24 protein-coding genes are annotated in these 25,184 nt (G+C 65.1%); 7 read left to right on the forward strand and 17 right to left on the reverse strand.

The genetic code is table 11. The annotated features are described in order from the left end of the window. Positions 1–4 precede the first annotated feature (4 nt). The 6 genes from J2Y48_RS04350 to J2Y48_RS04375 form a co-directional block, all read right to left on the reverse strand. Complete coding sequence (locus tag J2Y48_RS04350; RefSeq protein WP_310413277.1) at positions 5–1,321, reverse strand: dihydrolipoamide acetyltransferase family protein; 1,317 nt, start codon at positions 1,319–1,321, stop codon at positions 5–7. A 3-nt stretch (positions 1,322–1,324) separates the two neighbouring features. Next, the gene (locus tag J2Y48_RS04355) at positions 1,325–2,338 is read right to left on the reverse strand and encodes an alpha-ketoacid dehydrogenase subunit beta (RefSeq protein ID WP_310413280.1); all 1,014 of its coding nucleotides are present in this window, start codon (positions 2,336–2,338) and stop codon (positions 1,325–1,327) included. A 1-nt stretch (position 2,339) separates the two neighbouring features. Continuing rightward, positions 2,340–3,572, reverse strand: a complete 1,233-nt coding sequence (locus tag J2Y48_RS04360; protein ID WP_310413283.1) for a 3-methyl-2-oxobutanoate dehydrogenase (2-methylpropanoyl-transferring) subunit alpha — start codon at positions 3,570–3,572, stop codon at positions 2,340–2,342. 68 nt (positions 3,573–3,640) lie between these two features. Continuing rightward, positions 3,641–4,768, reverse strand: a complete 1,128-nt coding sequence (locus J2Y48_RS04365; RefSeq protein WP_310413286.1) for an acyl-CoA dehydrogenase family protein — start codon at positions 4,766–4,768, stop codon at positions 3,641–3,643. A gap of 27 nt (positions 4,769–4,795) precedes the next feature. Next, positions 4,796–5,983, reverse strand: a complete 1,188-nt coding sequence (locus tag J2Y48_RS04370; protein ID WP_310413289.1) for an acetyl-CoA C-acyltransferase — start codon at positions 5,981–5,983, stop codon at positions 4,796–4,798. Positions 5,984–6,010: 27 nt separating this feature from the next. Continuing rightward, complete coding sequence (locus tag J2Y48_RS04375; protein WP_310413292.1) at positions 6,011–6,778, reverse strand: 3-hydroxyacyl-CoA dehydrogenase; 768 nt, start codon at positions 6,776–6,778, stop codon at positions 6,011–6,013. A 142-nt stretch (positions 6,779–6,920) separates the two neighbouring features. On the opposite strand from J2Y48_RS04375, the gene J2Y48_RS04380 reads away from it, so the two are divergent. After that, on the forward strand, positions 6,921–8,012 hold the full coding sequence (locus tag J2Y48_RS04380) for an AraC family transcriptional regulator (RefSeq protein ID WP_405030154.1): 1,092 nt from the start codon (positions 6,921–6,923) through the stop codon (positions 8,010–8,012). A gap of 61 nt (positions 8,013–8,073) precedes the next feature. Here the strand turns inward: J2Y48_RS04380 and J2Y48_RS04385 are convergent, their stop codons facing one another. After that, positions 8,074–8,661, reverse strand: a complete 588-nt coding sequence (locus J2Y48_RS04385; RefSeq protein ID WP_310413296.1) for a YigZ family protein — start codon at positions 8,659–8,661, stop codon at positions 8,074–8,076. Between the two features lie 286 nt (positions 8,662–8,947). Between J2Y48_RS04385 and purU the strand changes: the two genes are divergently transcribed. Further along, complete coding sequence (gene purU / locus J2Y48_RS04390) at positions 8,948–9,832, forward strand: formyltetrahydrofolate deformylase (protein WP_310413300.1); 885 nt, start codon at positions 8,948–8,950, stop codon at positions 9,830–9,832. Between the two features lie 82 nt (positions 9,833–9,914). On the opposite strand, the gene J2Y48_RS04395 is transcribed toward purU, so the two are convergent. Both J2Y48_RS04395 and J2Y48_RS04400 read right to left on the reverse strand, forming a co-directional pair. After that, on the reverse strand, positions 9,915–11,222 hold the full coding sequence (locus J2Y48_RS04395) for an NAD(P)/FAD-dependent oxidoreductase (RefSeq protein ID WP_405030155.1): 1,308 nt from the start codon (positions 11,220–11,222) through the stop codon (positions 9,915–9,917). Then, on the reverse strand, positions 11,222–12,571 hold the full coding sequence (locus J2Y48_RS04400; protein WP_310413303.1) for a glutamine synthetase family protein: 1,350 nt from the start codon (positions 12,569–12,571) through the stop codon (positions 11,222–11,224). The genes J2Y48_RS04395 and J2Y48_RS04400 overlap by 1 nt, the downstream gene beginning before the upstream one ends. A 143-nt stretch (positions 12,572–12,714) precedes the next feature. Here J2Y48_RS04400 and J2Y48_RS04405 point away from each other — a divergent pair, with 143 nt between their 5' ends. The 3 genes from J2Y48_RS04405 (at position 12,715) to J2Y48_RS04415 (ending at position 15,648) form a co-directional block, all read left to right on the forward strand. Next, the gene (locus J2Y48_RS04405) at positions 12,715–13,413 is read left to right on the forward strand and encodes a GntR family transcriptional regulator (protein ID WP_405030156.1); all 699 of its coding nucleotides are present in this window, start codon (positions 12,715–12,717) and stop codon (positions 13,411–13,413) included. 123 nt (positions 13,414–13,536) lie between these two features. Continuing rightward, positions 13,537–14,304, forward strand: a complete 768-nt coding sequence (locus J2Y48_RS04410; RefSeq protein ID WP_310413310.1) for an SDR family oxidoreductase — start codon at positions 13,537–13,539, stop codon at positions 14,302–14,304. 90 nt (positions 14,305–14,394) lie between these two features. Continuing rightward, positions 14,395–15,648, forward strand: coding sequence for an FAD-binding oxidoreductase (locus tag J2Y48_RS04415; protein WP_310413313.1), 1,254 nt, complete (start codon positions 14,395–14,397; stop codon positions 15,646–15,648). Between the two features lie 29 nt (positions 15,649–15,677). On the opposite strand, the gene J2Y48_RS04420 is transcribed toward J2Y48_RS04415, so the two are convergent. Next, complete coding sequence (locus J2Y48_RS04420) at positions 15,678–16,118, reverse strand: Lrp/AsnC family transcriptional regulator (protein ID WP_310413316.1); 441 nt, start codon at positions 16,116–16,118, stop codon at positions 15,678–15,680. Between the two features lie 25 nt (positions 16,119–16,143). On the opposite strand from J2Y48_RS04420, the gene J2Y48_RS04425 reads away from it, so the two are divergent. Beyond that, positions 16,144–17,340: a saccharopine dehydrogenase family protein gene (locus J2Y48_RS04425; protein ID WP_310414297.1), complete on the forward strand. Its 1,197-nt coding sequence runs from the start codon at positions 16,144–16,146 to the stop codon at positions 17,338–17,340. Positions 17,341–17,484: 144 nt separating this feature from the next. Here the strand turns inward: J2Y48_RS04425 and J2Y48_RS04430 are convergent, their stop codons facing one another. Continuing rightward, entirely contained in the window at positions 17,485–18,708 is a 1,224-nt protein-coding gene (locus J2Y48_RS04430; RefSeq protein ID WP_310413319.1) for an argininosuccinate synthase, read from the reverse strand. A 177-nt stretch (positions 18,709–18,885) separates the two neighbouring features. Between J2Y48_RS04430 and J2Y48_RS04435 the strand changes: the two genes are divergently transcribed. After that, on the forward strand, positions 18,886–19,527 hold the full coding sequence (locus J2Y48_RS04435) for a LysE family translocator (protein ID WP_310413323.1): 642 nt from the start codon (positions 18,886–18,888) through the stop codon (positions 19,525–19,527). A gap of 49 nt (positions 19,528–19,576) precedes the next feature. Here J2Y48_RS04435 and J2Y48_RS04440 read toward each other — a convergent pair whose 3' ends face one another. The 6 genes from J2Y48_RS04440 to J2Y48_RS04465 form a co-directional block, all read right to left on the reverse strand. Further along, entirely contained in the window at positions 19,577–20,371 is a 795-nt protein-coding gene (locus J2Y48_RS04440; protein ID WP_310413326.1) for an ABC transporter ATP-binding protein, read from the reverse strand. Further along, entirely contained in the window at positions 20,371–21,249 is an 879-nt protein-coding gene (locus tag J2Y48_RS04445; RefSeq protein ID WP_310414301.1) for an ABC transporter permease, read from the reverse strand. The genes J2Y48_RS04440 and J2Y48_RS04445 overlap by 1 nt, the downstream gene beginning before the upstream one ends. Before the next feature lie 125 nt (positions 21,250–21,374). Further along, the gene (locus J2Y48_RS04450; RefSeq protein ID WP_310413330.1) at positions 21,375–22,328 is read right to left on the reverse strand and encodes an ABC transporter substrate-binding protein; all 954 of its coding nucleotides are present in this window, start codon (positions 22,326–22,328) and stop codon (positions 21,375–21,377) included. Between the two features lie 145 nt (positions 22,329–22,473). Continuing rightward, entirely contained in the window at positions 22,474–23,712 is a 1,239-nt protein-coding gene (rlmN, locus tag J2Y48_RS04455; RefSeq protein WP_310413334.1) for a 23S rRNA (adenine(2503)-C(2))-methyltransferase RlmN, read from the reverse strand. Positions 23,713–23,967: 255 nt separating this feature from the next. Then, entirely contained in the window at positions 23,968–24,471 is a 504-nt protein-coding gene (locus J2Y48_RS04460) for an invasion associated locus B family protein (protein WP_310413337.1), read from the reverse strand. Positions 24,472–24,792: 321 nt separating this feature from the next. Continuing rightward, positions 24,793–25,176 (reverse strand): YkvA family protein, encoded by a 384-nt coding sequence (locus tag J2Y48_RS04465; RefSeq protein WP_310413340.1) that lies wholly within the window; start codon positions 25,174–25,176, stop codon positions 24,793–24,795. Positions 25,177–25,184 lie beyond the last annotated feature (8 nt).

The raw sequence follows: 25,184 nt of genomic DNA on the forward strand, positions 1-25,184 counted from the left end.
GCGGTCAGCCTTCGATGAAGATCAGCGCGGGGGTTTCGAGCAGGGCCTTGATCCGCTGGACGAACACGGCGGCGTCCCAGCCGTCGACGATCCGGTGGTCGAAGCTCGACGACAGGTTCATGATCTTGCGCGGGACGAACTGCGTGCCATCCCAAACCGGCCGCGTCATGATCTTGTTGACGCCGACGATCGCCACTTCCGGATGGTTGATGATCGGCGTCGTGACGATGCCGCCGATGGCGCCGAGTGACGTGATGGTGATGGTCGAACCGGACAACTCCTCGCGCGCGGCGGTGCCGTTGCGGGCGGCATCGGCGAGCCGCGTCAACTCGGCGGCGCTGTCCCAGATCGACCGCGCCTCGGCGTGGCGGACGACCGGAACGGTCAGTCCGGACGGCGTCTGGGTGGCGATGCCGATGTGGACGGCGCCGTGGCGGGTGATGATGCCGGCGTCGTCGTCGAAGGTGGCGTTGACGCCCGGCTGCTCGCCGAGCGTCTTCACCAACGCGCGCATCAGGAAGGGCAGGAGCGTCAGCTTCGGCTGGTCAGGCTTGCGGCCCGCATTCATCGTCGCGCGCAGGTCCTCCAGATCGGTGACGTCCACTTCCTCGACATAGGTGATGTGGGGGATGCGCGAGGCGGCGAGCCGCATCTTCTCGGCGATGCGGCGGCGCATCCCGGTGACCTTGATCTCCTCGGTGGCCGTCTTCCGGGCCAGGCCGGGGACGGCGGTGGCCGGCTGCGCGCCGCGCGCGAGGAACTGGTCAAGATCGTCATGGGTGATACGGCCGGCCGGCCCCGTGGCCGCTACCTGGCGCAGGTCGACCCCGGCCTCCTGCGCGCGCAGCCGCACCGCCGGCGAAGCCAGCGGCCTTTCGCCCGGTTCGTGGCGGGCGGGGTGGGCTGCCGCCGGCGACTCGCGGCGCGGTGCCGCCGGAGGCGGGGCGGCCGGCTCCACGCGGGGTGACGCTGCCGTCGCTCGCTCCAGCGGGATGATTTCGGCTGTTTCCGGCGGAGCCGCGGGTGTCTCGGCCTTTGCGGCCGTATCCATTGCCGTGTCGGCGGGCGCATGGCCTTCACCCTCGATGGCGATCCGTAGCAGCGGCGCCTTGACGGCAACGGTGTCGCCGACCTCGGCGCCGAGCCAGAGAACCGTGCCGTCGACCGGCGAGGGAATCTCCACCGTCGCTTTGTCGGTCATGACCGCGGCAAGCACCATGTCCTCGCGCACCGGATCGCCGGGCTTGACGTGCCACTCCACCAGTTCGGCCTCGGCAACGCCTTCGCCCACATCCGGCATCTTGATGACGAATTCGCCCATGCCTCAGGCCTCCATCACTTCTTGCAGGGCCCGGCCGACGCGTGCGGGGCCGGGAAAATAGTCCCATTCCTGGGCGTGCGGGTAGGGCGTGTCCCAGCCGGTGACGCGCACCACGGGCGCTTCGAGATTGTAGAAACAGTGCTCCTGCACCAGTGAGACCACCTCGCCGCCGAAGCCGGAAGTCAGCGTCGCCTCGTGCACAACGACACAGCGGCCGGTCTTCTTCACCGACTGGACGATCGTGTCGAGGTCGAGCGGCAGCAGGCTGCGCAGGTCGATCACCTCGGCGTCGATCCCCGTCTCCTCGGCGGCGGCGAGCGCAACGTGCACCATGGTGCCATAGGCGATCACCGTGACGGCATCGCCGGCGCGGCGGATTTCCGCCTTGCCGATCGGGATCGTGTAATGCCCGTCCGGCACCTCGCCGAGCTCGTGCTTCGACCACGGCGTGACCGGCTTTTCGTGGTGCCCGTCGAAGGGGCCGTTATAGAGCCGCTTCGGTTCCAGAAACATCACCGGGTCCGGATCCTCGATCGCGGCGATCAGCAGGCCCTTGGCGTCGTAGGGATTGGAGGGGACGATCACCTTCAGGCCGCAGACGTGAGTGAAAAGCGCCTCCGGGCTCTGGCTGTGGGTCTGGCCGCCGAAGATGCCGCCGCCGGTCGGCATGCGCACGACGATCGGGCAGGTGAAATCGCCGTTGGAGCGGTAGCGGATGCGCGCCGCCTCCTGGGTGATCTGGTCGTAGGCCGGATACATGTAGTCGGCGAACTGGATTTCCACGCAGGGCTTCAGGCCGTAGGCCGCCATGCCGATCGCCGTGCCCAGGATGCCCGATTCGTTGATCGGCGCGTCGAAGCAGCGGGCCTTGCCATACTTCGCCTGGAGGCCTTGCGTGGCGCGGAAGACGCCGCCGAAGTAGCCGACGTCCTCGCCGTACACGACGACGTTGTCGTCGCGCCCCATCGAGACGTCCATCGCACTGCGCACGGCCTCGATCATCGTCATTCTTGCCATGTCAGTATCCTGCCTTCTGCCGCTGACGACGGATGTGGGCGGGCATTTCCGCGTAGACGCCCTCGAAGATGTCGCGCACCGACGGCTTGCCGCCGGCATGCAGCGTGCCGTGGCTTTCGGCGACCTTCTGCGCCTGGATCACCTCGTCGAGGATTTCCGCCTCGGCTTGAACGTGGCGCTCCTCCGACCAGACGCCGCGCACGATCAGGTGCTTCTTCAGCCGCAGGACTGGGTCGCCGAGCGGCCAGGCCTCGGATTCGGTCTTCGGCCGGTAGGCGCTCGGATCGTCCGAGGTCGAGTGCGCCCCAACGCGGTAGGTGACGTATTCGATCAGCGTCGGGCCGAGATTGCGGCGGGCACGCGCGGCTGCCCATTTGGCAACGGCATAGACGGCCAGATAGTCGTTGCCGTCGACGCGCAGCGCCGGAATGCCGAAGCCCAGGCCTCTTGCGGCAAAGGTGCCGGAGCCGCCGCGGGCGATGCCCTGGAAGGTCGAGATCGCCCACTGGTTGTTGACGATGTTGAGGATGACCGGCGCCTTGTAGGTCGAGGCGAAGACCAGCGCCGAATGGAAGTCGGACTCGGCGGTGGAACCGTCGCCGATCCAGGCGGCGGCGATCTTGGTGTCCTTCTTGATTGCCGAGGCCATCGCCCAGCCCACGGCCTGCACGTATTGGGTGGCGAGGTTGCCGGAGATGGTGAAGAAGCCGTGCTCCTTGGACGAATACATGATCGGCAGCTGCCGGCCGCGCAGCGGATCGGCCTCGTTCGAGTAGATCTGGTTCATCATCTCGACCATCGGGTAGTCGTCGGCGATCAGGAGCCCCGCCTGCCGATAGGTCGGGAAATTCATGTCGCCCTTGTTCAGCGCCTTGCGGAAGGCGCAACTGACGGCCTCCTCGCCAAGGTGCTGCATGTAGAAGGAGGTCTTGCCCTGCCGCTGCGCCATCAGCATGCGCGTGTCGAAGGCACGCAGCTTCATCATGTTGCGCAGGCCGACAAGCAGGTCGTCGTCCGAAAGCAGCCCCGCCCAGGGGCCGACCGCCTCGCCGTCGCGGTTGAGTACGCGAATGATCGAATAAGCGAGATCGCGGATCTCCTCCGGCGCCACCTCGACGTCCGGCCGCGGCACCGATCCGGCCTTCGGAATCTTGACGTTGGAAAAATCCGGCTGGCCGCCGGGCCGGACTGCCGGCTCTGGCACATGCAAGCTCAGGTGCGGGACCTCATTCATGCCCTGTCATACCTCCCTTGTCGGCAGCCGCCCCGTTGCTCCCAGCAGACGGCGCAGACACCACTATCCTACAAATTGCGCGCGATGACGATGCGCTGGACGTCGCTCGTGCCCTCGTAAATCTGGCAGATGCGGACGTCGCGGTAGATGCGCTCGACCGGATAGTCGGCCATGTAGCCGTAGCCACCGTGAATTTGGATCGCGTCCGAGCAGACCCTCTCCGCCATCTCGGAGGCGAACAGCTTCGCCATCGACGCCTCCGTCAGGCAGGGCTGCCCTTCCTCCTTCAGTTGCGCCGCGTGCAGCACCATCTGGCGGGCCACCTCGATCTGCGTCGCCATGTCGGCGAGGCGGAAGGCGACGGCCTGGTGGTCGATGATCGGCGTGCCGAAGGCGCTTCGCTCGCGGGCATAGTCGCGCGCCGCCTCGAAAGCTGCGCGCGCCATGCCGACGGATTGGGCGGCGATGCCGATGCGCCCTCCCTCGAGATTCGAAAGCGCGATCCGGTAGCCCTCGCCCTCGGCGCCAAGCCGGAGGTCGGCGGGGATGCGCATGCCGTTGAAGGCGATCTGGCAGGTGTCGGAGGAGTGCAGCCCGAGCTTGTGCTCGACGCGCACGACCTCGTAGCCGGCCGTGTCGGTCGGGACGATGAAGGCGGAAATCCCTTTCTTGCCGGCGTCCGGATCGGTGACGGCGAAGACGATGATGACATTGCCGTTCTTGCCCGAGGTGATGAACTGCTTGGCGCCGTCGATGACATAGTGGTCGCCGTCGCGGCGGGCGCGGGTCCTCAGGTTCGAAGCGTCGGAGCCGGCCTGCGGCTCGGTCAGCGCAAAACCGCCGATCCACTCGCCGGATGCGAGCTTCGGCAGGAAGCGCTGCTTCTGTTCCTCGGTGCCGTATTTCAGGATTGGCACGCAGCCGACCGAGCTGTGTACGCTCATGATCGTCGAGCACGGCCCATCGCCGGCGGCGATCTCCTCGAGCGCCACGGCATAGGCGATCGTGCCGGTCTCCGAGCCGCCATAGTCCTCCGGCACCAGCATGCCGAGGAAGCCGAGTTCACCCATCTCCTTCAGCTCCTGGCGCGGGAAGGTGCTGTTCAGGTCGCGCTCGGCCGCGCCCGGCGCCAAGCGCTCGCGGGCGAAGTCGCGCGCCATGTCGCGGATCTGAACCTGCTGCTCATTCAGGATCATGCCTCGGTCTCCTCCCCCGAAAACCGGTCAGTGCAGTTCGAGCGCGAGCGCCGTCGCCTCGCCGCCGCCGATGCAGAGGCTCGCCATGCCCCGCTTCATGCCGTAGCGCTCGAGCGCCGACAGCAGCGTGACGATGACGCGGGCGCCGGAGGCACCGATCGGATGGCCGAGCGCGCAGGCGCCGCCGTGCACGTTGACCTTGTCGTGCGGCAGGTCGAGGTCGCGCATCGCCGCCATGGCGACGACGGCAAAGGCCTCGTTGATCTCGAACAGGTCGACGTCCTTGAGGTTCCAGCCGGTGCGCTCGCTCAGCGTGCGCAGGGCGCCGATCGGCGCGGTCGCAAAAAGGTTGGGCGCCTGCGAATGGGTGGCGTGGCCGACGATGGTGGCCAGCGGATCGATACCCTCGCGCTCGGCCTGCGAGCGCCGCATCAGCACCAGCGCGGCCGCACCGTCCGAGATCGAGGACGAGTTCGCCGCGGTCACGGTGCCGTTCTCGCGAAACGCCGGCTTCAGCGTCGGGATCTTTTCCAGCCTCGCCTTGCCCGGCTGCTCGTCACGGCTGACGACCTGTTCGGCGCGGCCCGCCCTCACCGTGACGGGTGCGATCTCGGCGTCGAAGGCGCCGCTCTCGATCGCCTTCTGGGCGCGCGTCAGCGAGGTGACCGCATAGTCGTCCTGGGCGGGGCGGGTGAACTGGTAGGCCTCGGCGCAGTCCTCGGCAAAGGTGCCCATCAAGCGGCCCTTGTCATAGGCGTCTTCCAGCCCGTCGAGAAACATGTGATCGATGAGCCGGCCGTGGCCGAGGCGATAGCCGCCGCGGGCGCGGTCGAGCAGATAGGGCGCGTTGGTCATGCTCTCCATGCCGCCGGCGACGGCGATCGAAGCACTGCCGGCGGCAATGAGGTCATGCGCCAGCATCACCGCCTTCATGCCGGAGCCGCACATCTTGTTGACGGTCGTGGCTCCCGTGGCGAAAGGCAGGCCGGCAGCGATCGCCGCCTGGCGGGCGGGCGCCTGGCCCTGTCCGGCCGGCAGGACACAGCCGAAGACCACCTCTTCCACCGCTTCCGGACTGACGCCGCTTCGATCGAGTGCGGCACGAATGGCGGCAGCGCCGAGATCCGGCGCGGCGGCATCCTTCAGGTCGCCTTGGAACCCGCCAATGGCGGTACGGGCCGAGCCAACGATGACGATCGGGTCCTGTTGCGTCATTTCTGATCTCCCGGAACGAGGCCTGTCTCAGCGCGGCGCCATGCGCAGCGCGCCGTCGAGGCGGATGACTTCGCCATTCAGCATGATGTTTTCGCAGATATGCCGGACCAGCGCGGCGAATTCCGCCGGCTTGCCGAGGCGTGGCGGGAAGGGCACGCTTCTGCCAAGCGAATCCTGCACCTCCTGCGGCATGCCCGCCATCATCGGCGTCTCGAAGATGCCCGGTGCGATGGTGACGACACGGATGCCGGAGCGCGCCAGTTCGCGGGCGATCGGCAGCGTCATCGCCGCCACCCCGCCCTTCGAGGCCGCATAGGCGGCCTGGCCGATCTGGCCGTCGAAAGCGGCGACCGATGCGGTATTGACGATCACGCCGCGTTCGCCTTCGGCCCCGGGCTCCTCCGTGGCGATGGCTGCTGCGGCAAGCCGGGTCATGTTGAAGGTGCCGACAAGGTTGATCCCGATCGTGCGGGCGAAGCTCTCCAGCTTGTGGGGACCGTCGCGGCCGATCACCTTCTCGCCCGGCGCGATGCCGGCGCAGTTAACCAAACCGTGCAGGTGGCCGAACCGCTCCAGCGCCAGGTCGACGGCGGCCTGGGCGTCCTTTTCCTGGGTGACGTCGGTGCGCGTGAAGGCAGCGCTCGCTCCGAGTTCACCGACGATGCCGGCGCCCGCTTCCGCGTTGACGTCCGCGATCACGACGTTCGCCTCCTCGCCCGCCAGCATGCGGGCAACCGCGGCACCGAGGCCGGAACCGCCACCGGTGACGAGAAACGTCTTTCCACGGATCAGCATTCGCGTGCTCCCGCAGCGGACTTGCGCCCGGCATGGCGGTTTCGATGCGTCATGCAGTCCTCCCAGCGCCGCATTCGATCGGCTGGAGCGATCTGCCCCGGTCCGTCTTGCCCGACTGTATGCCGGTGCGGTATTGCAAGCGATGACCGAAGCGTCTCGATTGTTCGGCCACTTTTACCATATTCTGCAGGGCATGACGACAATGGAAACCGCACGGCGAATGATCTCGCCCTCTTTCGTGGAAGAGGCGCTCGATTGCCTGAGACGGCACGGCAAGGCACCCGAACAGGTGCTCGCGACCCTCGGCCTGCCCGCCGTAATCGACGCGCCGATCTCCGCTGACAGCTACGGCGCACTCTGGCTTGCGATTGCCGCCGAGATCGACGACGAGTTTTTCGGGATGGGCGGCCGGCCGATGCGACGCGGCAGTTTCACGCTGCTGTGCCACTGCATCCTGCATGCAAGGACGTTGGAACAGGCGCTGCATCGGGCCTTGCGGTTCCTCGACGTCGTGCTCGAAGATCCGAGCGGACGCCTGGAGATCGCCGACGGGCTGGCGCAGATCGTGCTTTCCGACCGGTGCGAGCCGCGCTCGGCCTTCGCCTACCGCATGTACTGGATCCTGCTGCACGGAATCACCTGCTGGCTGGTCGGCCGGCGCATCCCCATCCGCATGGTCGATTTCCGCTGTGCCGAGCCACGGCAGGGTGCCGACTATCGCCTGTTTTTCGGGGCACCCGTCCGTTTTTCCCAGCCGGCGAGCCGGCTGGCCTTCGATGCGGCAGTACTGAAGTTGCCGGTTGCCCGAAATGAGCAGGCGCTGAAGCAGTTCCTGCGCGGGGCGCCGGCCAATATCCTCGTGCGCTACCGCTACGATGCCGGCCTCGCCGCGAGCGTCCGCAAGCGGCTGCGGCAGGTGTCGCCCGCATCATGGGCCGGATTCGAGGAACTGGCAGCGCAACTGCGCATGTCGCCCTCGACGCTGCGCCATCGCCTGCAGGCCGAGGGCCAGAGCTATGCCGGGATCAAGGATGAAATCCGCCGCGACCTTGCGATCGAGATGCTGCAGACCAGTTCGCATGCGGTCGGTGAAATCGCAGCCCAGCTCGGGTTTTCGGAGCCCAGTGCGTTCCACCGCGCCTTTCGCAAGTGGACCGCCAAGACGCCGGCGGCCTTTCGCCGCGAAACGACGGTGGACAAGCCTCGGCCCACCGCAATGAAGCGCCGGGAGTGATCCTTCCAAGTCCGACCGCGTCGCGGCGCGGCAGTGGCGGCTTGTTTCCGCAGGAAATCGATCAATCTTTGAGGACGACGGTCGCGCGTCCCGCCGTCACGTCGGTGATCATCCGGATGATCGTCGCGGCCTCCGCCTCCGGCAGGGCGACGACCAGTTCGGCACCGGTGGCGGTGAAGGCTTCAGCCTCGATCCGGACATCGCCCGACGCCGCAAGTCGCGACTTCACCAGGGCGTGATCGGAGAACACGCAGGTCACGCGTGCCTCGACCCGGGCGACGAGTTCCATCTTGGCCATCGCCCGGAGGCACATCGCGGCCGTTCCGCCATAGGCGCGGATCAGGCCGCCGCTGCCGAGCAGGATGCCGCCGAACCAGCGGGTGACGACGACGGCAACCCCGTCCAGCTGTTGACCGTCGATCGCCTGTAGGATCGGCTTTCCGCCCGTCCCGCTCGGCTCACCGTCGTCGCTGAAGCGATAGACCTGGCCGAGGCGCCAGGCGAAGCAATTGTGGTTTGCGCCGGGGTCGGAGTGGGCGGCGAGGAAGTCCTTTGCGCCCTGCTCGCTCTCGATCGGGCCCGCGACGGCGATGAAGCGGCTTTTCTTGATGTCCTGCTCGAAAGTGCCGGTCGTGTGCAAAGTGAACATGGCTCAACCTTCGCTCGGAGCATGACGGCAGAGGACTGGGCAATGCGGGGTGCGGAGCATCGACATGCGGCCTTGTCGCAGAAGAACGGTCATCTCGCCAGCCCCTGGCTCTATCCTGCCATTGAATGTCGCGAACCGTTGCGTCTGCTTTCGCATCGCAGCTTAGCTTTCACTCATATAAGACCCTGCAGACGGGCCTTGCAAAATCGGCGGACGGTTGAGATATGAGCCCTCCGCCGAAACCGCCGGCGCAAATTGCGGCGCATCGACAGCGAGAGTGGAACCGATGAAGAGCTATGTACTGACTGTTTCGTGCCAATCGACCCGCGGCATCGTCGCCGCGATCACCACCTACCTCGCCGAGAAGGGCTGCTACATCGTCGACAGCTCGCAGTTCGACGATATCGAGACCGGACTGTTCTTCATGCGCCTGACCTTCATCAGCCAGGAGGGCGCCACGGAAGGCGAGATCCGCGAAGGATTCCAGCCGGTGGCCAAGGCCTTCGGCATGACCTGGGAGGTCCACGATTCGCAGGAGCGCATGAAGGTGCTCTTGATGGTATCGCGCTTCGGCCACTGCCTGAACGACCTGCTCTACCGCTGGAAGATCGGTGCGCTGCCGATCGACATCGTCGGCGTCGTCTCGAACCATTTCGACTACCAGAAGGTCGTTGTGAACCACGACATCCCCTTCCATCACATCAAGGTGACGAAGGAGAACAAGCCGCAGGCCGAAGCCCGGCTGATGGAGGTCGTCGAGCAGTCCGAGGCCGACCTGATCGTGCTCGCCCGCTACATGCAGGTGCTCTCTGACGAGGTCTGCAAGAAGATGTCGGGCCGGATCATCAACATCCACCATTCGTTCCTGCCCTCCTTCAAGGGTGCCAACCCCTACAAGCAGGCCTTCGAGCGTGGCGTGAAGCTGATCGGCGCGACCGCCCACTACGTCACCGAGGATCTGGACGAGGGCCCGATCATCGAACAGGACGTGGCGCGCATCACCCATGCGCAGAGCGCCGAGGACTATGTCTCGATCGGTCGCGACGTGGAGAGCCAGGTGCTGGCGCGTGCCGTTCACGCACACATCCATCACCGCGTCTTCATGAACGGCAACCGCACCATCGTTTTTCCGGCAAGCCCGGGCTCCTACAAGTCCGAACGCATGGGCTGAGCGGCGGATATCGATCCCTCAATGAAAGAGGCCGGCGGAGATTTCCGCCGGCCTCTTTCGTTATCAATCCCCGTTTTGGACCTCAGAGCCCGAAGGCGTCCTTGAACTGGTACCACCAGGAGCCGATCGTCGAGTACTGCGCGCGGAACATGCGCCCGCCCGGGAACGGAATCCACGGCAGCTTCTCGAACTGACTGAACCGGCTGGCGTCGCCGTGGACGGCTTCGCTCAGGATCTTGCCGAACAGGTGCGAGCCGGTGACGCCGTGGCCGCTGTAGCCATGGGCGAAATAGGTGTTCCTACCGATCTTGCCCATCTGCGGCACGCGCGAGAAGGAGAGCGCGAAATTGCCGCTCCAGGCATAGTCGATTTTCACGCCCTTCAGCGACGGGAAGACTTTTTCCATGTTGGGGCGGATCTTCGCCCGCACGTCGGCCGGGTCGGTGCCGCCATAGACGGTGCCGCCGCCGAAGATCATCCGCTTGTCGGCCGAAAGCCGGAAATAGTCGAGGATGTAGCGCACGTCCTCGACGCACATGTCGGACGGGATCAGTGCGTCGGCGCGATCGCCGAGCGGCTCGGTCGCGACCATCTGGGTCGAGACCGGCATGACGCGGGAGACAAGCTTCGGCACGACATGGCCGAGATAGGCGTTGCCGCAGAGGACCGCGATATTGGCGATCACGCGGCCCTTGGCCGTGTGGATGACCGGCTTTTCCGCCTCGTGCTCGACCTTCGTCACCGGTGACTGCTCGTAGACGACGCCGCCAAGCGATTCGAGCGCCTTCGCCTCGCCGAGCACAAGGTTGAGCGGGTGCATGTGCCCGCCGGTGGTGTCCAGCATGCCGCCGACATAGGCATCGGTGTTGACGAGCTTGCGGATCGCCTCCTTGTCGAGCAACTGATGGTCGTCCATGCCGTAGCTCTTCCACAGCGCCTTCTTGTGCTCCAGTTCGCGCATGTGGGCGGCGGTGTAGGCGGCGTAGATGTTGCCGTCCTTCAGGTCGCACTCGATGCCGTACTGGCTGACGATGCGGCGGATGATCTTGCCGCCCTCCTGCACGAGGCTGCCGACGAAGGCGCCGGCGGCATCGCCGTAGCGGCGCTTGATCGTGTCGAGGCTGGCGTTCAGTCCGTTGACGACCTGGCCGCCGTTGCGGCCGGAAGCCCCCCAGCCGACGCCGGCGCCTTCGACGACGACGACCTTGTAGCCCTTTTCGGCGAGGTGGATCGCGGTCGACAGGCCGGAATAGCCGGCGCCGAGCACCGCCACGTCCGCCCGCACCTCGCCCTCCAGGACCTTCGGCGTGCGGATGATGTTGCGGGAGGCGGCGTAGTAGCTGTCGGGGTAGCGGCCGTCGCCGGCATAGGATTGCGTGTTGTTGGCCATCAGACGATTTCCAGATAAGCGCTGAATTCGAAGTCGGTCACTTGCTCGGCAAAGCCGGCGATCTCCTGCCGCTTGCAGGCGATCAGCATCGAGCGGAAGTCGGGATCGAAGATCTCCGAGACGATCGAGCCGTTTTCGAAGGCGCTCACCGCCGAGCCCCATTCGCTGGGAATGCGCGGCGCCCTCATCTGGTAGGCGCTACCCACGACCGGCGGCGGCGGCTCCCACTTGTTGCGGATTCCCATCAGCGCCGCGCCGAGGATGCCGGCCATGACGAGATAGGGATTGGCGTCGGCACCGGCGACACGGTGCTCGATACGCCGCGCCGCAGGGTTGCCGCCGGGGATTCGGATGGCCGCGGTGCGGTTCTCGTAGCCCCAGGTGATCGACGTCGGCGCATGGGTGTCCGGCCGAAGTCGCCGGTAGGAATTGTAGTGCGGGGCAAACAGCAGCGTCGTCTCCGCCATGCCGCGCGTCAGGCCGGCCACCGCGTGGCGCAGGACGTCGGAGCCCTGCTCGGTACCGTCGTCGAAGACGTTCTTGCCGCCCTCGTCGATCAGGCTGAAATGCATATGCATACCGCTGCCCGAGCGCATGCCGTAGGGCTTGGCCATGAAGGTGGCGGCAAAGCCGTGCTTGCGGGCGATGCCCTTGATGATGCGCTTGAAGAACAGCGCGTCGTCGGCCGCCTTCAACGGATCGTCCGAATGCACCAGATTGATCTCGAACTGGCCGATACCGTTCTCGGCGACGGCCGAGTCAGCCGGCACGTTCTGGCGCTCACATTCCGCATAGACGTCGGAGAAGAACTGGCCGAAGTCGTCGAGTTCGTCAATCGACAGGATCGCGTCGGAATCGAGGCGCTTGCCGGTATACGGCGAGATCGGCGGCTCGGCATGGTCCGGCTCGGAATCGATCAGATAGAATTCCATCTCCGAGGCGACGACGGGCCGCAGGCCCAGTTCATGGTACTGGCGCACGATATGGGCGAGCGCCTGGCGCGGATCGGCGAGGAACGGCTCGCCGTTTTCCTTGAACAGCCACAACGGCACGACGGCGCTCGGCTTCAGCGTCCAGCTGACCGGCAGGGCGCCGCGGCCCGTCGCGCTGCAGATGCCGTCCTGGTCGCCGCTGGTGAACACCTGCGACGAGCCGACGATGTCCTCGCCCCAGACGTCGACGCCGACGATCGATAGCGGCATGCGGATGCCGCCCTCCAGTACCTTCTTTGCCTGGCTGACCGGTACGCGTTTGCCGCGCAGAATGCCGTTCAGGTCGCACACGACCGCCTGGATGCTCTCTACCGACTCCGCGTTGATGAGCCAGTCGTTCCCCTCAGATTCATTCATGATTTTTCCATATCACATATTGATTTTTGTGATCACATTTCTAATATATGCACACTTTCTTGTTGTCGGTCAAGCTGGTAAGACCGGAACAAGAAGGGCGCGACCGAAACCGGTCGTGTCCTTTTGCTGGTCAGGAGGGGACGTTGGGCGCTTTGAAGCTGCAGCCGCTGGTTCGGCCAGACGGAATGACCACGCATGAATACGCACACCGGCGGCTGCGCCAGGCGATCATGGTCGGCTCCATCCGCCCGGGTGAGGCCCTGACCATTCGGGGAATCGCGGAAGCGATGGAGAGCAGCCCGACGCCGGTTCGCGAAGCGTTGCGGCGCCTGTCTTCGGAAGGGGCGCTGAAGGTGCTCGACAATCGGCGGATCATGGTGCCGAAGATGACCGCCGACCGCTTCGGTGAGTTGATCGCCCTGCGCACCGTGCTCGAGCAACACGCCGCCCGGCGCGCCGTCGTCCACATCACCGAAAAGCAGATCGATCGGCTGGTGGAGATCGACAAGGCGCAGGACGAGGCGATCGCGCGCAAGGACAGCGCTACCGCGCTCTTGCTGCTGAACCAGGAATTCCATCGCACGCTCTACACCGCCAATCCGGACCAGATCATCATGCCAATGGTGGAGAGCGTCTGGCTGCAGCTCGGGCCGTTCCTGGGCATCGCCATGGAGTACGTGGAGCAGCTCTATTTCGTCGACCGCCATCAGGAGGCGATCGCGGCACTGCGCAAGCGCGACGGGGATGCCGTTGCTGCCGCCATCGGCGCGGACATCCGCGAGGGCATCGGTGGATTCGAGCGCGCGGCGATCGAGAACCTGCTGCGGCTCGCAGGGCAGTAGCTCCGCTCAAGATCAGCTGATGACGCCACGCGCGTTTCGGTTTGGCTGACATTGCGCATCCTGACATGATCCCTTTGGCCGTTGCGAACAGGTCGCCGGCCTGCAGCGAAAGGATCGATGGCCATGTCGTATCCATTGTTCGATCTTAGCGGCCGAACGGCCTTGGTCACGGGCTCTGGGCAGGGAATAGGATTTGCAATTGCAGAGGGACTTGCCGCACACGGTGCAAGCGTTCTGCTCAACGGCCGTTCGGCAGAAAAACTCGGCGGCGCAGTCAAGGTTTTGCGCGACAAAGGCTATTCGGCGCAGGCCGCGCCGTTCGATGTCACCGACGGGGCCGCTGCGGCACAGATGGTCGCGGTGATCGAGGCGGAGACCGGCCCGATCGACATCCTCGTCAACAATGCCGGCATGCAGTTTCGCGCACCGCTCGAGACTTTCCCGGTCGAGAAGTGGGACGAGTTGCTACGCACCAACGTCTCCAGCGTCTTCCACGTCTCCCGTGCCGTCGCTCGCCACATGATCGCGCGCGGCCGCGGCAAGATCATCAACATCGCCTCGGCGCAGAGCGAACTGGCCCGACCGGGTATCGCGCCCTATACGGCCACCAAGGGCGCCGTGCGCAACCTCACCCGCGGCATGTGCGCCGACTGGGCGCGATACGGCCTGCAGATCAACGCGATCGCGCCCGGCTACTTCAGGACGCCGCTGAACGAGGCGCTGGTCGAGAATTCGGAGTTCAGCGCCTGGCTGGAGAAGCGGACGCCGGCGGGCCGCTGGGGCGAAGTCGGCGAACTCGTCGGGGCCGCGGTCTTCCTCGCCTCCGACGCCTCCTCTTTCGTCAACGGACACACGCTCTATGTCGACGGCGGCATCACCACTTCGCTCTGAAGGAAAAAATCCGGCGGCGGGCGCCTTGCGTGCACCCCCAGCCGGGTGCATTGATCGATGCAACGAAAGCGGGATCCTGAGGCATAGCACATGAAAACGGATGTCATCGTTCTGGGGGCGGGTGTCGTCGGCATTTCGACGGCGATCCATCTGGCACGGCGCGGAAAATCGGTCGTTCTGGTCGACCGGCGCGGGCCGGGGGAGGAGACGTCCTACGGCAATGCCGGGTTGATCCAGCGCGAGGGCGTCTATCCTTACGGCTTCCCGCATGATTTCGGTGCGCTGTTCCGCTACGCGCTGAACAACACGATCGATGCGCATTATCACCTGTCCGCGCTCCCGGGTCTTGTGCCGTTTCTCGCCCGGTACTGGTGGCATTCCGGCTTCCGGCAGCACCAGAGCATTGCCCACATGTACGCACCGCTGATCGAGCATTCGATCAGCGAACACGCCGACCTGATCGACGCCTCTGGCGCCGGCGACCTGATCCGCAAGGACGGCTGGATGAAAGTGTTCCGCACCGAGAAGGCGCGCGATGCCGCCTACGCCGAGGCCGAACTGTGGTCTGCAAATTTCGGGGTCAACCATCAGAAGCTGTCGGCCGCCGAGATGAAACAGGCAGAGCCCGACATCCGCGCCGATTTGACCGGCGGCCTGCGCTGGACGGATCCCTGGTCGATCCTCGATCCGGGCGGACTGCTGAAGGCCTACCTAAAATATTTCCAGTCGCTCGGCGGCACCCTGGCTGCAGGCGATGCCGCGACGATCGAACATGTGCTGGAGGGCGAGGGCTGGCGGATCGCGACGCCGGAGGGGCCGCTCGAAGCCCGCGATGTCGTCGTGGCGCTGGGGCCATGGGCCGACACCGTGACGCGGAAGCTTGGCTATCACTTCCCGCTTGCGGTCAAGCGCGGCTACCACATGCACTACGGTGCCGCCGATGGCGCGAAGCTGAACAACTGGGTGCTTGATGCGGAGCGCGGCTATTTCCTCGCGCCGATGAACCGCGGCATCCGGTTGACGACCGGCGCCGAATTCGCCAAGCGGGACGCCCGCAAGACGCCGGTCCAGCTTCGCCGCGCCGAAAAGGTCGCGCGCGAGTTCTTCCCGCTCGCCGAGCGCCGCGACGACGAGCCGTGGATGGGGGCACGGCCCTGCACGCCGGACATGATGCCGATCATCGGCAAGGCTCCCCGTCATGCCGGCCTGTGGTTTGCCTTCGGCCATGCCCATCATGGCATGACGCTCGGACCGATCACCGGCCGTGCGCTGGCGGAAAAGATGCTGGGCGAGCGCACCCTCATCAATATCGGCCCGTTCAGGCCCGAGCGCTTTCTGGCATAGGCCGGCGAAGCGAGCACGAATGGCGTGCGCTAACGACTGATCCGCGTCGACAGGATGATCGAGGAAAGCGTGCGCTCCACGCCATCGATCGCGCCGATGCGGTCGATCAGGTGATCGAGTTCGGCAATCGACGCCGCCGCGACGATGGCAATGAGGTCGAACGTGCCGGAAACGGAGTGCAGCGCGCGCACCTCCGTGATGGCATGCAACTCGGTCGTGATCCGGGTCAGCGTCTTCGGAGCGATGGTGATCAGCACGTGCGCCTTCACCATGCCGTCCTCATATTCGTCCGACAGGCGCACGCCGTAGCCGGTGATCACCCCATCCCGTTCCAGTCGCTCGATCTTGGCCTGCACGGTCGTGCGCGACAGGCCGAGCCTTCGCGCGATCGTCGCGGTTTGCTCACGGGCGTTTTCGCTGAGGATGGCGAGGAGCTCGCGATCCTTCCCGCCCAATGTCGAAATGCTCATTCTTGTCGTCATTTTGCCGATACAGATGGTGCAATATGCCAAATCCGAAGCTATAAATCGACAAAAATCGGCGGCAAAATCAGTGGGTCAGTTTTATCGCCTTACAGGGGACACATCCATGAAAGAAATCGTCGTCATCGGCGCAGGCAAGATCGGCTCCACCATTGCGCGGCTGCTCGCGCATAGCGGGGACTACAAGGTCACCGTTGCCGACCGTTCCGCCGAACAGCTCGCGGCCATCGAAGAGCACAAGGCCGTGGTCACCGCCGTCGTCGACATCGCCGACAGCAAGGCACTCGTCGAACTCTTGAAGGGCAAGTTCGCCGTCCTGAGTGCCGCTCCCTATCATCTGACCGTCGCGATCGCCGAAGCTGCGGCTGCCGCCGGCATCCACTACCTCGACCTGACCGAAGACGTCGAATCCACCCGCGCCGTCAAGCGCATCGCCGCCAAGGCCGAGACCGCCTTCATCCCGCAGTGCGGCCTGGCGCCGGGCTTCATCTCCATCTGCGCCAATGACCTCGCCAGCCACTTCGACACGCTGGAAAGCGTGCGCATGCGCGTCGGCGCCCTGCCGCAGTACCCGTCGAATGCGCTCAACTACAATCTCACCTGGAGCACCGACGGCGTCATCAACGAATACATCGAGCCCTGCGAGGCAATCGTCGAAGGTTCGCTGATCGAAGTGCCGGCGCTCGAAGAGCGCGAAGAGTTCTCGCTCGACGGCGTCACCTACGAAGCCTTCAACACCTCCGGCGGCCTCGGCACGCTGTGCGAGACACTGGAAGGCAACGTGCGCACGCTGAACTACAAGACGATCCGCTATCCCGGCCACGCCGCGATCATGAAGGCGCTCTTGAACGACCTCGGCCTGCGCCACCGCCGCGAAGTGCTGAAGGACATCTTCGAGAACGCGCTGCCGACCACCACCCAGGACGTCGTGATCATCTTCGTCACCGTCTCGGGCCGCAAGGACGGCCGCCTGATCCAGGAAACCTACGCCAACAAGGTCTACAGCGCCGTCATCGCCGGCCGCATGCACTCGGCGATCCAGATCACCACGGCCGGCTCGATCTGCGCCGTGCTCGACATGCTGGCCGACGGCTCGCTGCGCGCCAAGGGCTTCGTCAAGCAGGAGGAGATCGCTCTCGACTCCTTCCTCGCCAACCGCTTCGGCCACTACTACGCGCAGGACCAGCACGGCCACCGCGCCGCAAGCTGATTGCGCACACTCGGTCAAAGGCTATCAGCGCCCCGGCTCGTCCGGGGCGTTTTCATTTGGGGGGAACCGCCTGGCCGCCAGACAGAAAAGCCCCGCCGGAGTTTTCTCGGCGGGGCTCACTTTGTCGGATCGGTCGGGTGCCGTTCAGCCCCTGCGGTCGCGGGCGGCCAGCGTGCGCAGCCGCAGCGCGTTGAGCTTGATGAAGCCGGCCGCGTCCTTCTGGTCGTAGGCGCCCTGGTCGTCTTCGAAGGTGACGAGCTTGTCGGAATAGAGCGACTTTTCCGATTCACGGCCGATGACCATGACGTTGCCCTTGTAGAGCTTCAGCGTCACTTCGCCCTCGACATGCTCCTGGCTCTTATCGATGAGGGCCTGCAGCATCTCGCGCTCGGGCGAGAACCAGAAGCCGTAGTAGATCAGCTCGGCATAGCGCGGCATCAGCTCGTCCTTGAGGTGCGCGGCACCGCGGTCGAGCGTGATGCTCTCGATCGCCCGGTGCGCGGCCAGCAGGATCGTGCCGCCGGGGGTCTCGTAGACGCCGCGGCTCTTCATGCCGACGAAGCGGTTTTCAACGAGGTCGAGACGGCCGATGCCGTTGTCGCGGCCGTAATTGTTGAGCGTCGCGAGCAGCGTTGCCGGCGACATGCGCACGCCGTTGATCGAGACGGCGTCGCCGCGCTCGAAGCCGACCTTGATGGTGGTCGCCTTGTCCGGCGCGGTTTCCGGCGAAATGGTGCGCATGTGCACGTATTCGGGTGCCTCGACGGCCGGGTCTTCCAGAACCTTGCCCTCGGAAGAGGAGTGCAGCAGGTTGGCGTCGACCGAGAACGGCGCCTCGCCCTTCTTGTCCTTGGCAACCGGGATCTGGTGCTGCTCGGCGAATTCGAGCAGGTGCGTGCGGCTCTTGAACGACCAGTCGCGCCACGGCGCGATGATCTTGATGTCGGGGTTCAGCGCATAGGCCGACAGCTCGAAGCGGACCTGGTCGTTGCCCTTGCCGGTGGCGCCGTGGGCGATCGCGTCCGCGCCGGTCTTCTTCGCGATCTCGATCAGGTGCTTGGAGATCAGCGGGCGGGCGATCGAGGTGCCGAGCAGGTAGACACCCTCGTAGACGGCGTTGGCGCGGAACATTGGGAAGACGAAGTCGCGGACGAACTCCTCGCGCACGTCCTCGATGAAAATCTCCTTGATGCCGAGCATCTCAGCCTTCTTGCGCGCCGGCTCCAGTTCCTCGCCCTGGCCGAGGTCGGCGGTGAAGGTGACGACTTCGGCGCCGAGTTCGGTCTGCAGCCACTTCAGGATGATCGAGGTGTCGAGGCCGCCCGAATAGGCGAGAACGACCTTCTTGACTTGCTTGGGAGATGCCATGGTTCTCTGTCCGTCTGGTGAGGAAGGGGCGGCGGTGCCGCGCGACGATTTTCGGCGGCACTTTTAGCCAGAAACCGCGCGGATACAAGCGTCCGGATCACCGCGCATCGCAATTTGGCTTCCAATGTGACGGGCTCCGGAGTATCAGGACCCAGCACCCACACAGGACGAGATGCGATGGATTTCCTGCCCTCCCTGCCGACGATTGCCGCCTTTGCCGTGGCGACGCTCCTGCTCGCCGCGACGCCCGGCCCCGACATGACGCTGACGATCAGCCGGGCGCTGTCGCAGGGGAAATCCGCCGCGCTCTGGGTCGTGCTCGGCACAGCCTGCGGCATCGTCGTGCATACGCTGCTGGTCGCCTTCGGCATTGCGGCGCTGATCACCGCCTCGCCGACCGCGTTCATGATCCTCAAGACCGGCGGCGCTGCCTATCTGCTGTGGCTCGCGATCCAGGCGATCCGCCATGGCTCCAGCCTGACCGTCGATGCGGTCGACAGCCCGAAGATGTCGACCCTTGCGAACGTCTCCAGCGGCTTCTGGGTCAATCTCCTGAACCCCAAGGTCATCATCTTCTTTATGACTTTCCTGCCGCAGTTCGTCTCCGCCAGCGATCCGAGCGTGACCGGAAAGCTGGTCTTCCTCGGCTTCTTCTTCATTCTGCTCGGCATGCCGGTGAACGCGCTCATCGTGCTTGCCGCCGACGGGCTGTCGACCTGGCTGCAAAACAACAGGAAGGTGCTGCGCGGCCTCGACTATTCGATCGCCGGCGTCTTCTCGCTCTTCGCGGTAAAGATCTTCATGACGACGGCGCGCTGAGCGCAAAACCGGATCGACCCATGGTCCGGCCCGCGCAGCCCGGACGGCGTCAGCCGATCAGCAGCGAATCGTCGTCGAGCGTCTGGCCGCGCATCTTGCGGAACATGGCGATCAGGTCCTCGACCTGCAGGGTCTTGCGGCTGTCGCCGGTGACGTCGAGGACGATCTCGCCGCCGTGCAGCATCACCGTGCGGTGACCGTAGTCAAGCGCCTGGCGCATCGAATGGGTGACCATCAGCGTCGTCAGCTTGCGGTCCGAGACGATCTTCTGCGTCAGGTTCATGATGAATTCGGCCATGCCCGGATCGAGCGCTGCCGTATGCTCGTCGAGCAACAGCACGTCGGACCCGGCAAGCGTCGCCATCACCAGCGAGACCGCCTGGCGCTGGCCGCCGGACAACAGATCCATGCGGTCGCGCATCCGGTTTTCGAGCCCGAGGTTCAGTTCGGCGATCCGCTCGCGGAACAAGGCGCGCCGTCCGGAGCCGAGCGCCGGCGCAAGGCCGCGCCGCTCGCCGCGGCGGGCCGCCAGCGCCAGGTTTTCCTCGATCGACAGCGCGCCGCAGCTGCCGGCAAGCGGATCCTGGAACACGCGCGCCACCCGGCCCGCCCGCGCAGCGGTGCCCTGTCGGGTGACGTCGGTCGTACCGATCATCACCCGGCCCTCGGTTGCGATGACGTCGCCGGCGAGAACGCCGAGCAGCGTCGACTTGCCGGCGCCGTTCGATCCGATGACGGTGACGAACTGACCTTCCTCGATCGTGAGGCTGACGCCGTTCAGCGCCTGCTTCTGCAGCGGCGTACCCTTGCCGAAGACGACTTTGATATCGGAAACGGAAATCATCAGGCGACTCCTCCACGACGCAGCCGCGGCAGCACAAGCGCCACGGTGACGAGCACGGCCGTCACGAGATTGAGGTCGGATGCTTGTAGTCCGAGAACGTCCGACGATAGCGCAAGCTGGATGGCGATGCGGTAGAGGATCGAGCCGAGCACGCAGCCGATCAGCGCGATCAGGATGCCGCGCGCCCCGAACAGCGTCTCGCCGATGATGACGGCGGCAAGGCCGACCACGATGGTGCCGACGCCAGAGGTCACGTCGGCGAAACCATTGGTCTGCGCAAATAGCGCGCCACCAAGGGCAACCAGCGCGTTGGAAAGCGCGATGCCGAGATAGATCTGCCGGCTGGTATCGACGCCCTGCGCGCGGGCCATACGGGCATTGGCGCCAGTCGCGCGCATCGACAGGCCGGCATCGCTTTCGAGAAAGCGCCACACCAGGAACAGCGCGACGACCACCAGCACGCCGATGAAGAGCGGACGAACGTAGAAATCGCGCAGCCCCAGCCCGAAGAACGGGCTGAGCATGGTGTCAGCATTGATCAGCGCGACGTTCGGCTTGCCCATGACCCGCAGGTTGACCGAGAACAGCGCGATCATCGTCAGGATCGAGGCCAACAGGTTGAGAATGCGGAAGCGGACGTTCAGCATCGCCGTTACCAGGCCGGCGCCGGCGCCGGCCACCATGGCGACCGCTGCGGCCAGCCAAGGGTTCAGACCGGCGATGATCAGCACAGCCGTGACGGCAGCGCCGAGCGGAAACGACCCGTCTACGGTCAGGTCCGGAAAGTCCAGCACGCGGAAGGCAAGGTAAACGCCGATCGCGACGAAGGCATAGACCAGCCCCAGTTCGACGGCACCCCAGAAGGCAATCAGGCTCACGGCTCTCGGCTTTCTCTTCTCGCCCATTCCGCGGTCTTCGCGGGAAGGGCCGTTCTAACGGATCAACCGCTGCCGGGCGATCCGGCAGCGGTTGATTCCGATTTCAATTTTCCGGCGAACCGGGATTATTCGATCACGCGGGTCGCGCGGCCGACAACGGCTTCCGGCAGGGTCACGCCCATCTTCGCGGCTGCGCCCTTGTTGACGACGAGGTCGGTGCCGGCGGCAACCTTCACCGGGATGTCGCCCGGGTTTTCGCCCTTGAGGATACGCACAACGACTTCACCCGTCTGCCGGCCGACATCCTTGTAGTTGAAGCCGAGGGCCGCGACAGCGCCGCGCGAGACGGAGTCCGTGTCGGCGGTGAACAGCGGGAGCTTGGCCTCTTCCGCAACGGCGACGGCGCCTTCCAGCGCGGAGATGATCGTGTTGTCGGTCGGAACGTAGATCGCATCGGCGCGGCCGACGAGCGCGCGGGCGGCGCCCTGCACTTCGGCCGACTTCGTGGCGGCGGATTCGACGACGGTCAGGCCGGCCTTTTCGGCTTCGGCCTTCAAGACGGCCAGCAGCGAAACGGAGTTCGCCTCGCCGGCGTTGTAGAGATAGCCGACGGTCTTGGCCTCAGGGAGGATTTCCTTGATCAGCGCCAGGTGTTCGGCGACCGGCGACATGTCGGAAAGGCCAGTGACGTTGCCGCCGGGCTTATCCATGTCCTTGACGAGTTGTGCGCCGAGCGGGTCGGAAACGGCCGTGAAGACGACCGGGATGTCCTTCGTCGCGGAAACGACGGCCTGCGCCGATGGCGTGGAGATCGGCACGATGACGTTCGGGCTTTCGCCGGCGAACTGGCGGGCGATCTGAGCTGCCGTCGCAGGATTGCCCTGGGCCGACTCGTAGAGGAACTTCAGATTCTCGCCTTCCTTGTAGCCGGCCGCTTCCAGCGCCTCCTTGACGCCGTCGCGGGCGGCATCGAGCGCCGGATGTTCAACGATGGCGGTCACGGCAACGGTGACCTCGTCGGCCCGGGCGGGCATCGAAATTGCAAGGGTCGCCGCAAAGGCCAGCAAGAGTGAGCGCATGAATTAACCTCCCAGAATGAATTGCGGCCAGCTTCTAGGCAAAACGGCCGCGCAAATCAATTCTCGAATTCCGGTTGATCGACCACATTTTCTGATGAGGGGACACAATCAGAGCCGATTGGAAGGCCGCCTCCCCGGGGGCCGCTCAATCATCCTCGCCGTGACCGGCGATCATCATCGCCTCGTAGGCCAGGCGGTCGACTTTGCGCATCCGCTCCGATTCCGACTTGAGCTGGCCGCAGGCGGCGAGGATGTCGCGGCCACGCGGCGTGCGAATCGGCGAGGCATAGCCCGCCTGGTTGATGAAGTCGGCGAACTTCTCGATCTGCTCCCAGTCGGAACACTGATAGTTCGTGCCCGGCCAGGGGTTGAACGGGATCAGGTTGATCTTCGCCGGGATGCCCTTCAGCAGCTTTACCAAAAGCTTGGCGTCCTCGAGACTGTCGTTGACGTCCTTGAGCATCACGTATTCGAAGGTGATGCGGCGCGCGTTCGACAGGCTCGGATAGGCGCGGCAGGCGTCGAGCAGGTCCTTCAGCGGATACTTCTTGTTGATCGGCACCAGCATGTCGCGCAGTTCGTCGCGAACGGCGTGCAGCGAAATCGCCAGCATCACGCCGATCTCCTCGCCGGTCCGGTAGATTTCCGGCACGACTCCGGAGGTCGAGAGCGTGACGCGCCGCTTCGACAGCGACAGCCCGTCGCCGTCGGTGGCGATCAGCAGCGCCTGTTTGACGTTCTCGAAATTGTAGAGCGGCTCGCCCATGCCCATCATGACGATGTTGGAGACCTTTCGGCCTTCCGCCGGCACGATGGCGCCGGCCGGCGTATCACGGTCGGGGAAGTCGCCAAGCCGGTCGCGGGCGAGCAGGAGCTGGGCAAGAATTTCCTCCGCCGTCAGGTTGCGCACCAGCTTCTGCGTGCCCGTGTGACAGAAGGAGCAGGTGAGCGTGCAGCCGACCTGGCTGGAGATGCAGAGCGTGCCGCGGCCCTCTTCGGGGATATAGACCGTCTCGACCTCGACCGGACGGCCAGCGCCGCGCGGCGGGAACCGCAGCAGCCACTTGCGCGTGCCGTCGTTCGACACCTGCTCTTCGACGATCTCGGGGCGGGCGATGGTGAAGTGTTCCTTCAGCATCTCGCGCATGTCCTTCGACACGTTCAGCATGTGGTCAAAATCGGAAACGCCGCGCACGTACAACCAGTGCCAGAGCTGGCTGACGCGCATCTTGACTTGCCGCTCCGCCACGCCCTTCTCGGCAAGAGCCTTGCCCATGTCCTCGCGCGAGAGGCCGATCAGCGACGGTTTTTCGGCCAGTGGCGCCTTGCGCACAGGCTTTTCGGTCGTGGGCTCCGCCCCGTTCAGGAAATCCAAGGTGGCCATCACTGCAATCCCATCGCGGCACAGAGCCTGCGCGGCCATCGGCCCGCGGATTTGCCGTCCATCGAACATGAAGTCTTCGGAACCCGGCGGCGCAACTGCCTGCGCGCGGTTCCTCACGTTACCGGCGCCTTTAGCATCCTTCGGCCGCAGAGTCACGCGCGGCGGAAAGCGGGGACGGCAATCAAGCGTCCGAGACCCGAAACGCAAAAGGCCGGTCGATCGACCGGCCTTTTGCTTCTTAGCTTCTTCAGCGGACTATTTGCAGCTTTCAATCTGCTTCAGCGCGGCCGAGATGCCCGACAGCGAGTAGGAATAGGTGGTGCCGGTGCCGCGCCGCGAGGTGGCCTTGACCGCCATGTCCTTGCCGGACTTCATGGCGGCGACCAAAGCCGGCTCCTCGGCGGCATTCTCGACCCAGGCCGAATTGCCCTTGGTGAACATGACGAAGGTGCGGCCGTCGATGACGACATTGACCTTGGAGTTTTCCTGCAGCGGATAGCCCATCATCGCCTGCGGCTCGTAGGAGATGTTCTGGCCCGGGCGCTGCGACACCAGGAAGAAGATGTCGCCGTGATCAACGCCGGCCGGCGCCTTCTCCTTCGGCACGGAAAGAACGTAGCAGACCTTGCCGCCGCTCGACTGATAGGAGTACGCCCCCCAGGCGTTGAACTGCTGGATCCGGGTTGGCGATTGCGCCGATGCGACGCCGGCCGTTGCCAGTACGAGGGTAAGTGCGGTTGCGATTTTCCTTACGAACATGATTCCCTGCCGGTTGTCTTGCTGTCTTTCGCCCAGACGGACGTGACGGCTCGCATCATCACGATTTGAATTAATTTGACTTAATTCTGGTTACCAAATCGTCAACAGACGCTCATTTCATCGAACCGGCGGTTACTATGAAACCTGCTGCGATGCAAACCGCTTGCAAGATTCATGGCGCAATCGCAGGGTGACGATGGCGAAGCCCATCCCATCGAATTGAGTTAGTCGACAAAGATTCGGGCAAGAGTTTGACGCCCGTCGAGAACGCCGCAGTTGCTCTGCGACGGGGCTTCAGGCGCACCCAAAATCGCAAGCCGATCAACCAGCCTCCGGCAAACCGTCCGCCAGGGCGCGATCGGCCGACACGTAGTGGTCTTCACGGATATGTCCGCGAATGGCGGCGAAGGCGGCCGTCAGGACGGCGATGTCGTCGGAGAACCCGATGCCGACGAGAATGTCGGGAATCCCGTCGATGGGCAGGACGAAATAGGCGAGCGCCGCCAGCAGGATGCCGCGCACGCGCGTCGGCGTCCTGCGGTCAAGCGCGCAGAAATAAGCGGCGACGAGGTCGCGGCTGAAGGGAACCTGTCGGAACGCCCGCTTCAGCACCGGCCAGAAGCGGTTGCGGACGCGCTGCTGCTGTCTTTCCTGCTCGTCCTCGTCGCCGGGCAGAAGGATTTCGCCAATCTTCACATCATCCATTCCGACAC

It is taken from the genome of Mycoplana sp. BE70 (assembly GCF_031455855.1).
Lineage (GTDB): Bacteria > Pseudomonadota > Alphaproteobacteria > Rhizobiales > Rhizobiaceae > Mycoplana.

Excerpts from the sequence above, each read along its gene's own strand:
- J2Y48_RS04350 (WP_310413277.1), bottom strand. The coding sequence starts at position 1,321 with ATGGGCGAATTCGTCATCAAGATGCCGGATGTGGGCGAAGGCGTTGCC.
- J2Y48_RS04355 (WP_310413280.1), bottom strand. The coding sequence starts at position 2,338 with ATGGCAAGAATGACGATGATCGAGGCCGTGCGCAGTGCGATGGACGTC.
- J2Y48_RS04360 (WP_310413283.1), bottom strand. The coding sequence starts at position 3,572 with ATGAATGAGGTCCCGCACCTGAGCTTGCATGTGCCAGAGCCGGCAGTC.
- J2Y48_RS04365 (WP_310413286.1), bottom strand. The coding sequence starts at position 4,768 with ATGATCCTGAATGAGCAGCAGGTTCAGATCCGCGACATGGCGCGCGAC.
- J2Y48_RS04370 (WP_310413289.1), bottom strand. The coding sequence starts at position 5,983 with ATGACGCAACAGGACCCGATCGTCATCGTTGGCTCGGCCCGTACCGCC.
- J2Y48_RS04375 (WP_310413292.1), bottom strand. The coding sequence starts at position 6,778 with ATGCTGATCCGTGGAAAGACGTTTCTCGTCACCGGTGGCGGTTCCGGC.
- J2Y48_RS04380 (WP_405030154.1), top strand. The coding sequence starts at position 6,921 with ATGACCGAAGCGTCTCGATTGTTCGGCCACTTTTACCATATTCTGCAG.
- J2Y48_RS04385 (WP_310413296.1), bottom strand. The coding sequence starts at position 8,661 with ATGTTCACTTTGCACACGACCGGCACTTTCGAGCAGGACATCAAGAAA.
- purU (WP_310413300.1), top strand. The coding sequence starts at position 8,948 with ATGAAGAGCTATGTACTGACTGTTTCGTGCCAATCGACCCGCGGCATC.
- J2Y48_RS04395 (WP_405030155.1), bottom strand. The coding sequence starts at position 11,222 with ATGGCCAACAACACGCAATCCTATGCCGGCGACGGCCGCTACCCCGAC.
- J2Y48_RS04400 (WP_310413303.1), bottom strand. The coding sequence starts at position 12,571 with ATGAATGAATCTGAGGGGAACGACTGGCTCATCAACGCGGAGTCGGTA.
- J2Y48_RS04410 (WP_310413310.1), top strand. The coding sequence starts at position 13,537 with ATGTCGTATCCATTGTTCGATCTTAGCGGCCGAACGGCCTTGGTCACG.
- J2Y48_RS04415 (WP_310413313.1), top strand. The coding sequence starts at position 14,395 with ATGAAAACGGATGTCATCGTTCTGGGGGCGGGTGTCGTCGGCATTTCG.
- J2Y48_RS04420 (WP_310413316.1), bottom strand. The coding sequence starts at position 16,118 with ATGAGCATTTCGACATTGGGCGGGAAGGATCGCGAGCTCCTCGCCATC.
- J2Y48_RS04425 (WP_310414297.1), top strand. The coding sequence starts at position 16,144 with ATGGTGCAATATGCCAAATCCGAAGCTATAAATCGACAAAAATCGGCG.
- J2Y48_RS04430 (WP_310413319.1), bottom strand. The coding sequence starts at position 18,708 with ATGGCATCTCCCAAGCAAGTCAAGAAGGTCGTTCTCGCCTATTCGGGC.
- J2Y48_RS04435 (WP_310413323.1), top strand. The coding sequence starts at position 18,886 with ATGGATTTCCTGCCCTCCCTGCCGACGATTGCCGCCTTTGCCGTGGCG.
- J2Y48_RS04440 (WP_310413326.1), bottom strand. The coding sequence starts at position 20,371 with ATGATTTCCGTTTCCGATATCAAAGTCGTCTTCGGCAAGGGTACGCCG.
- J2Y48_RS04450 (WP_310413330.1), bottom strand. The coding sequence starts at position 22,328 with ATGCGCTCACTCTTGCTGGCCTTTGCGGCGACCCTTGCAATTTCGATG.
- rlmN (WP_310413334.1), bottom strand. The coding sequence starts at position 23,712 with ATGGCCACCTTGGATTTCCTGAACGGGGCGGAGCCCACGACCGAAAAG.
- J2Y48_RS04460 (WP_310413337.1), bottom strand. The coding sequence starts at position 24,471 with ATGTTCGTAAGGAAAATCGCAACCGCACTTACCCTCGTACTGGCAACG.
- J2Y48_RS04465 (WP_310413340.1), bottom strand. The coding sequence starts at position 25,176 with ATGGATGATGTGAAGATTGGCGAAATCCTTCTGCCCGGCGACGAGGAC.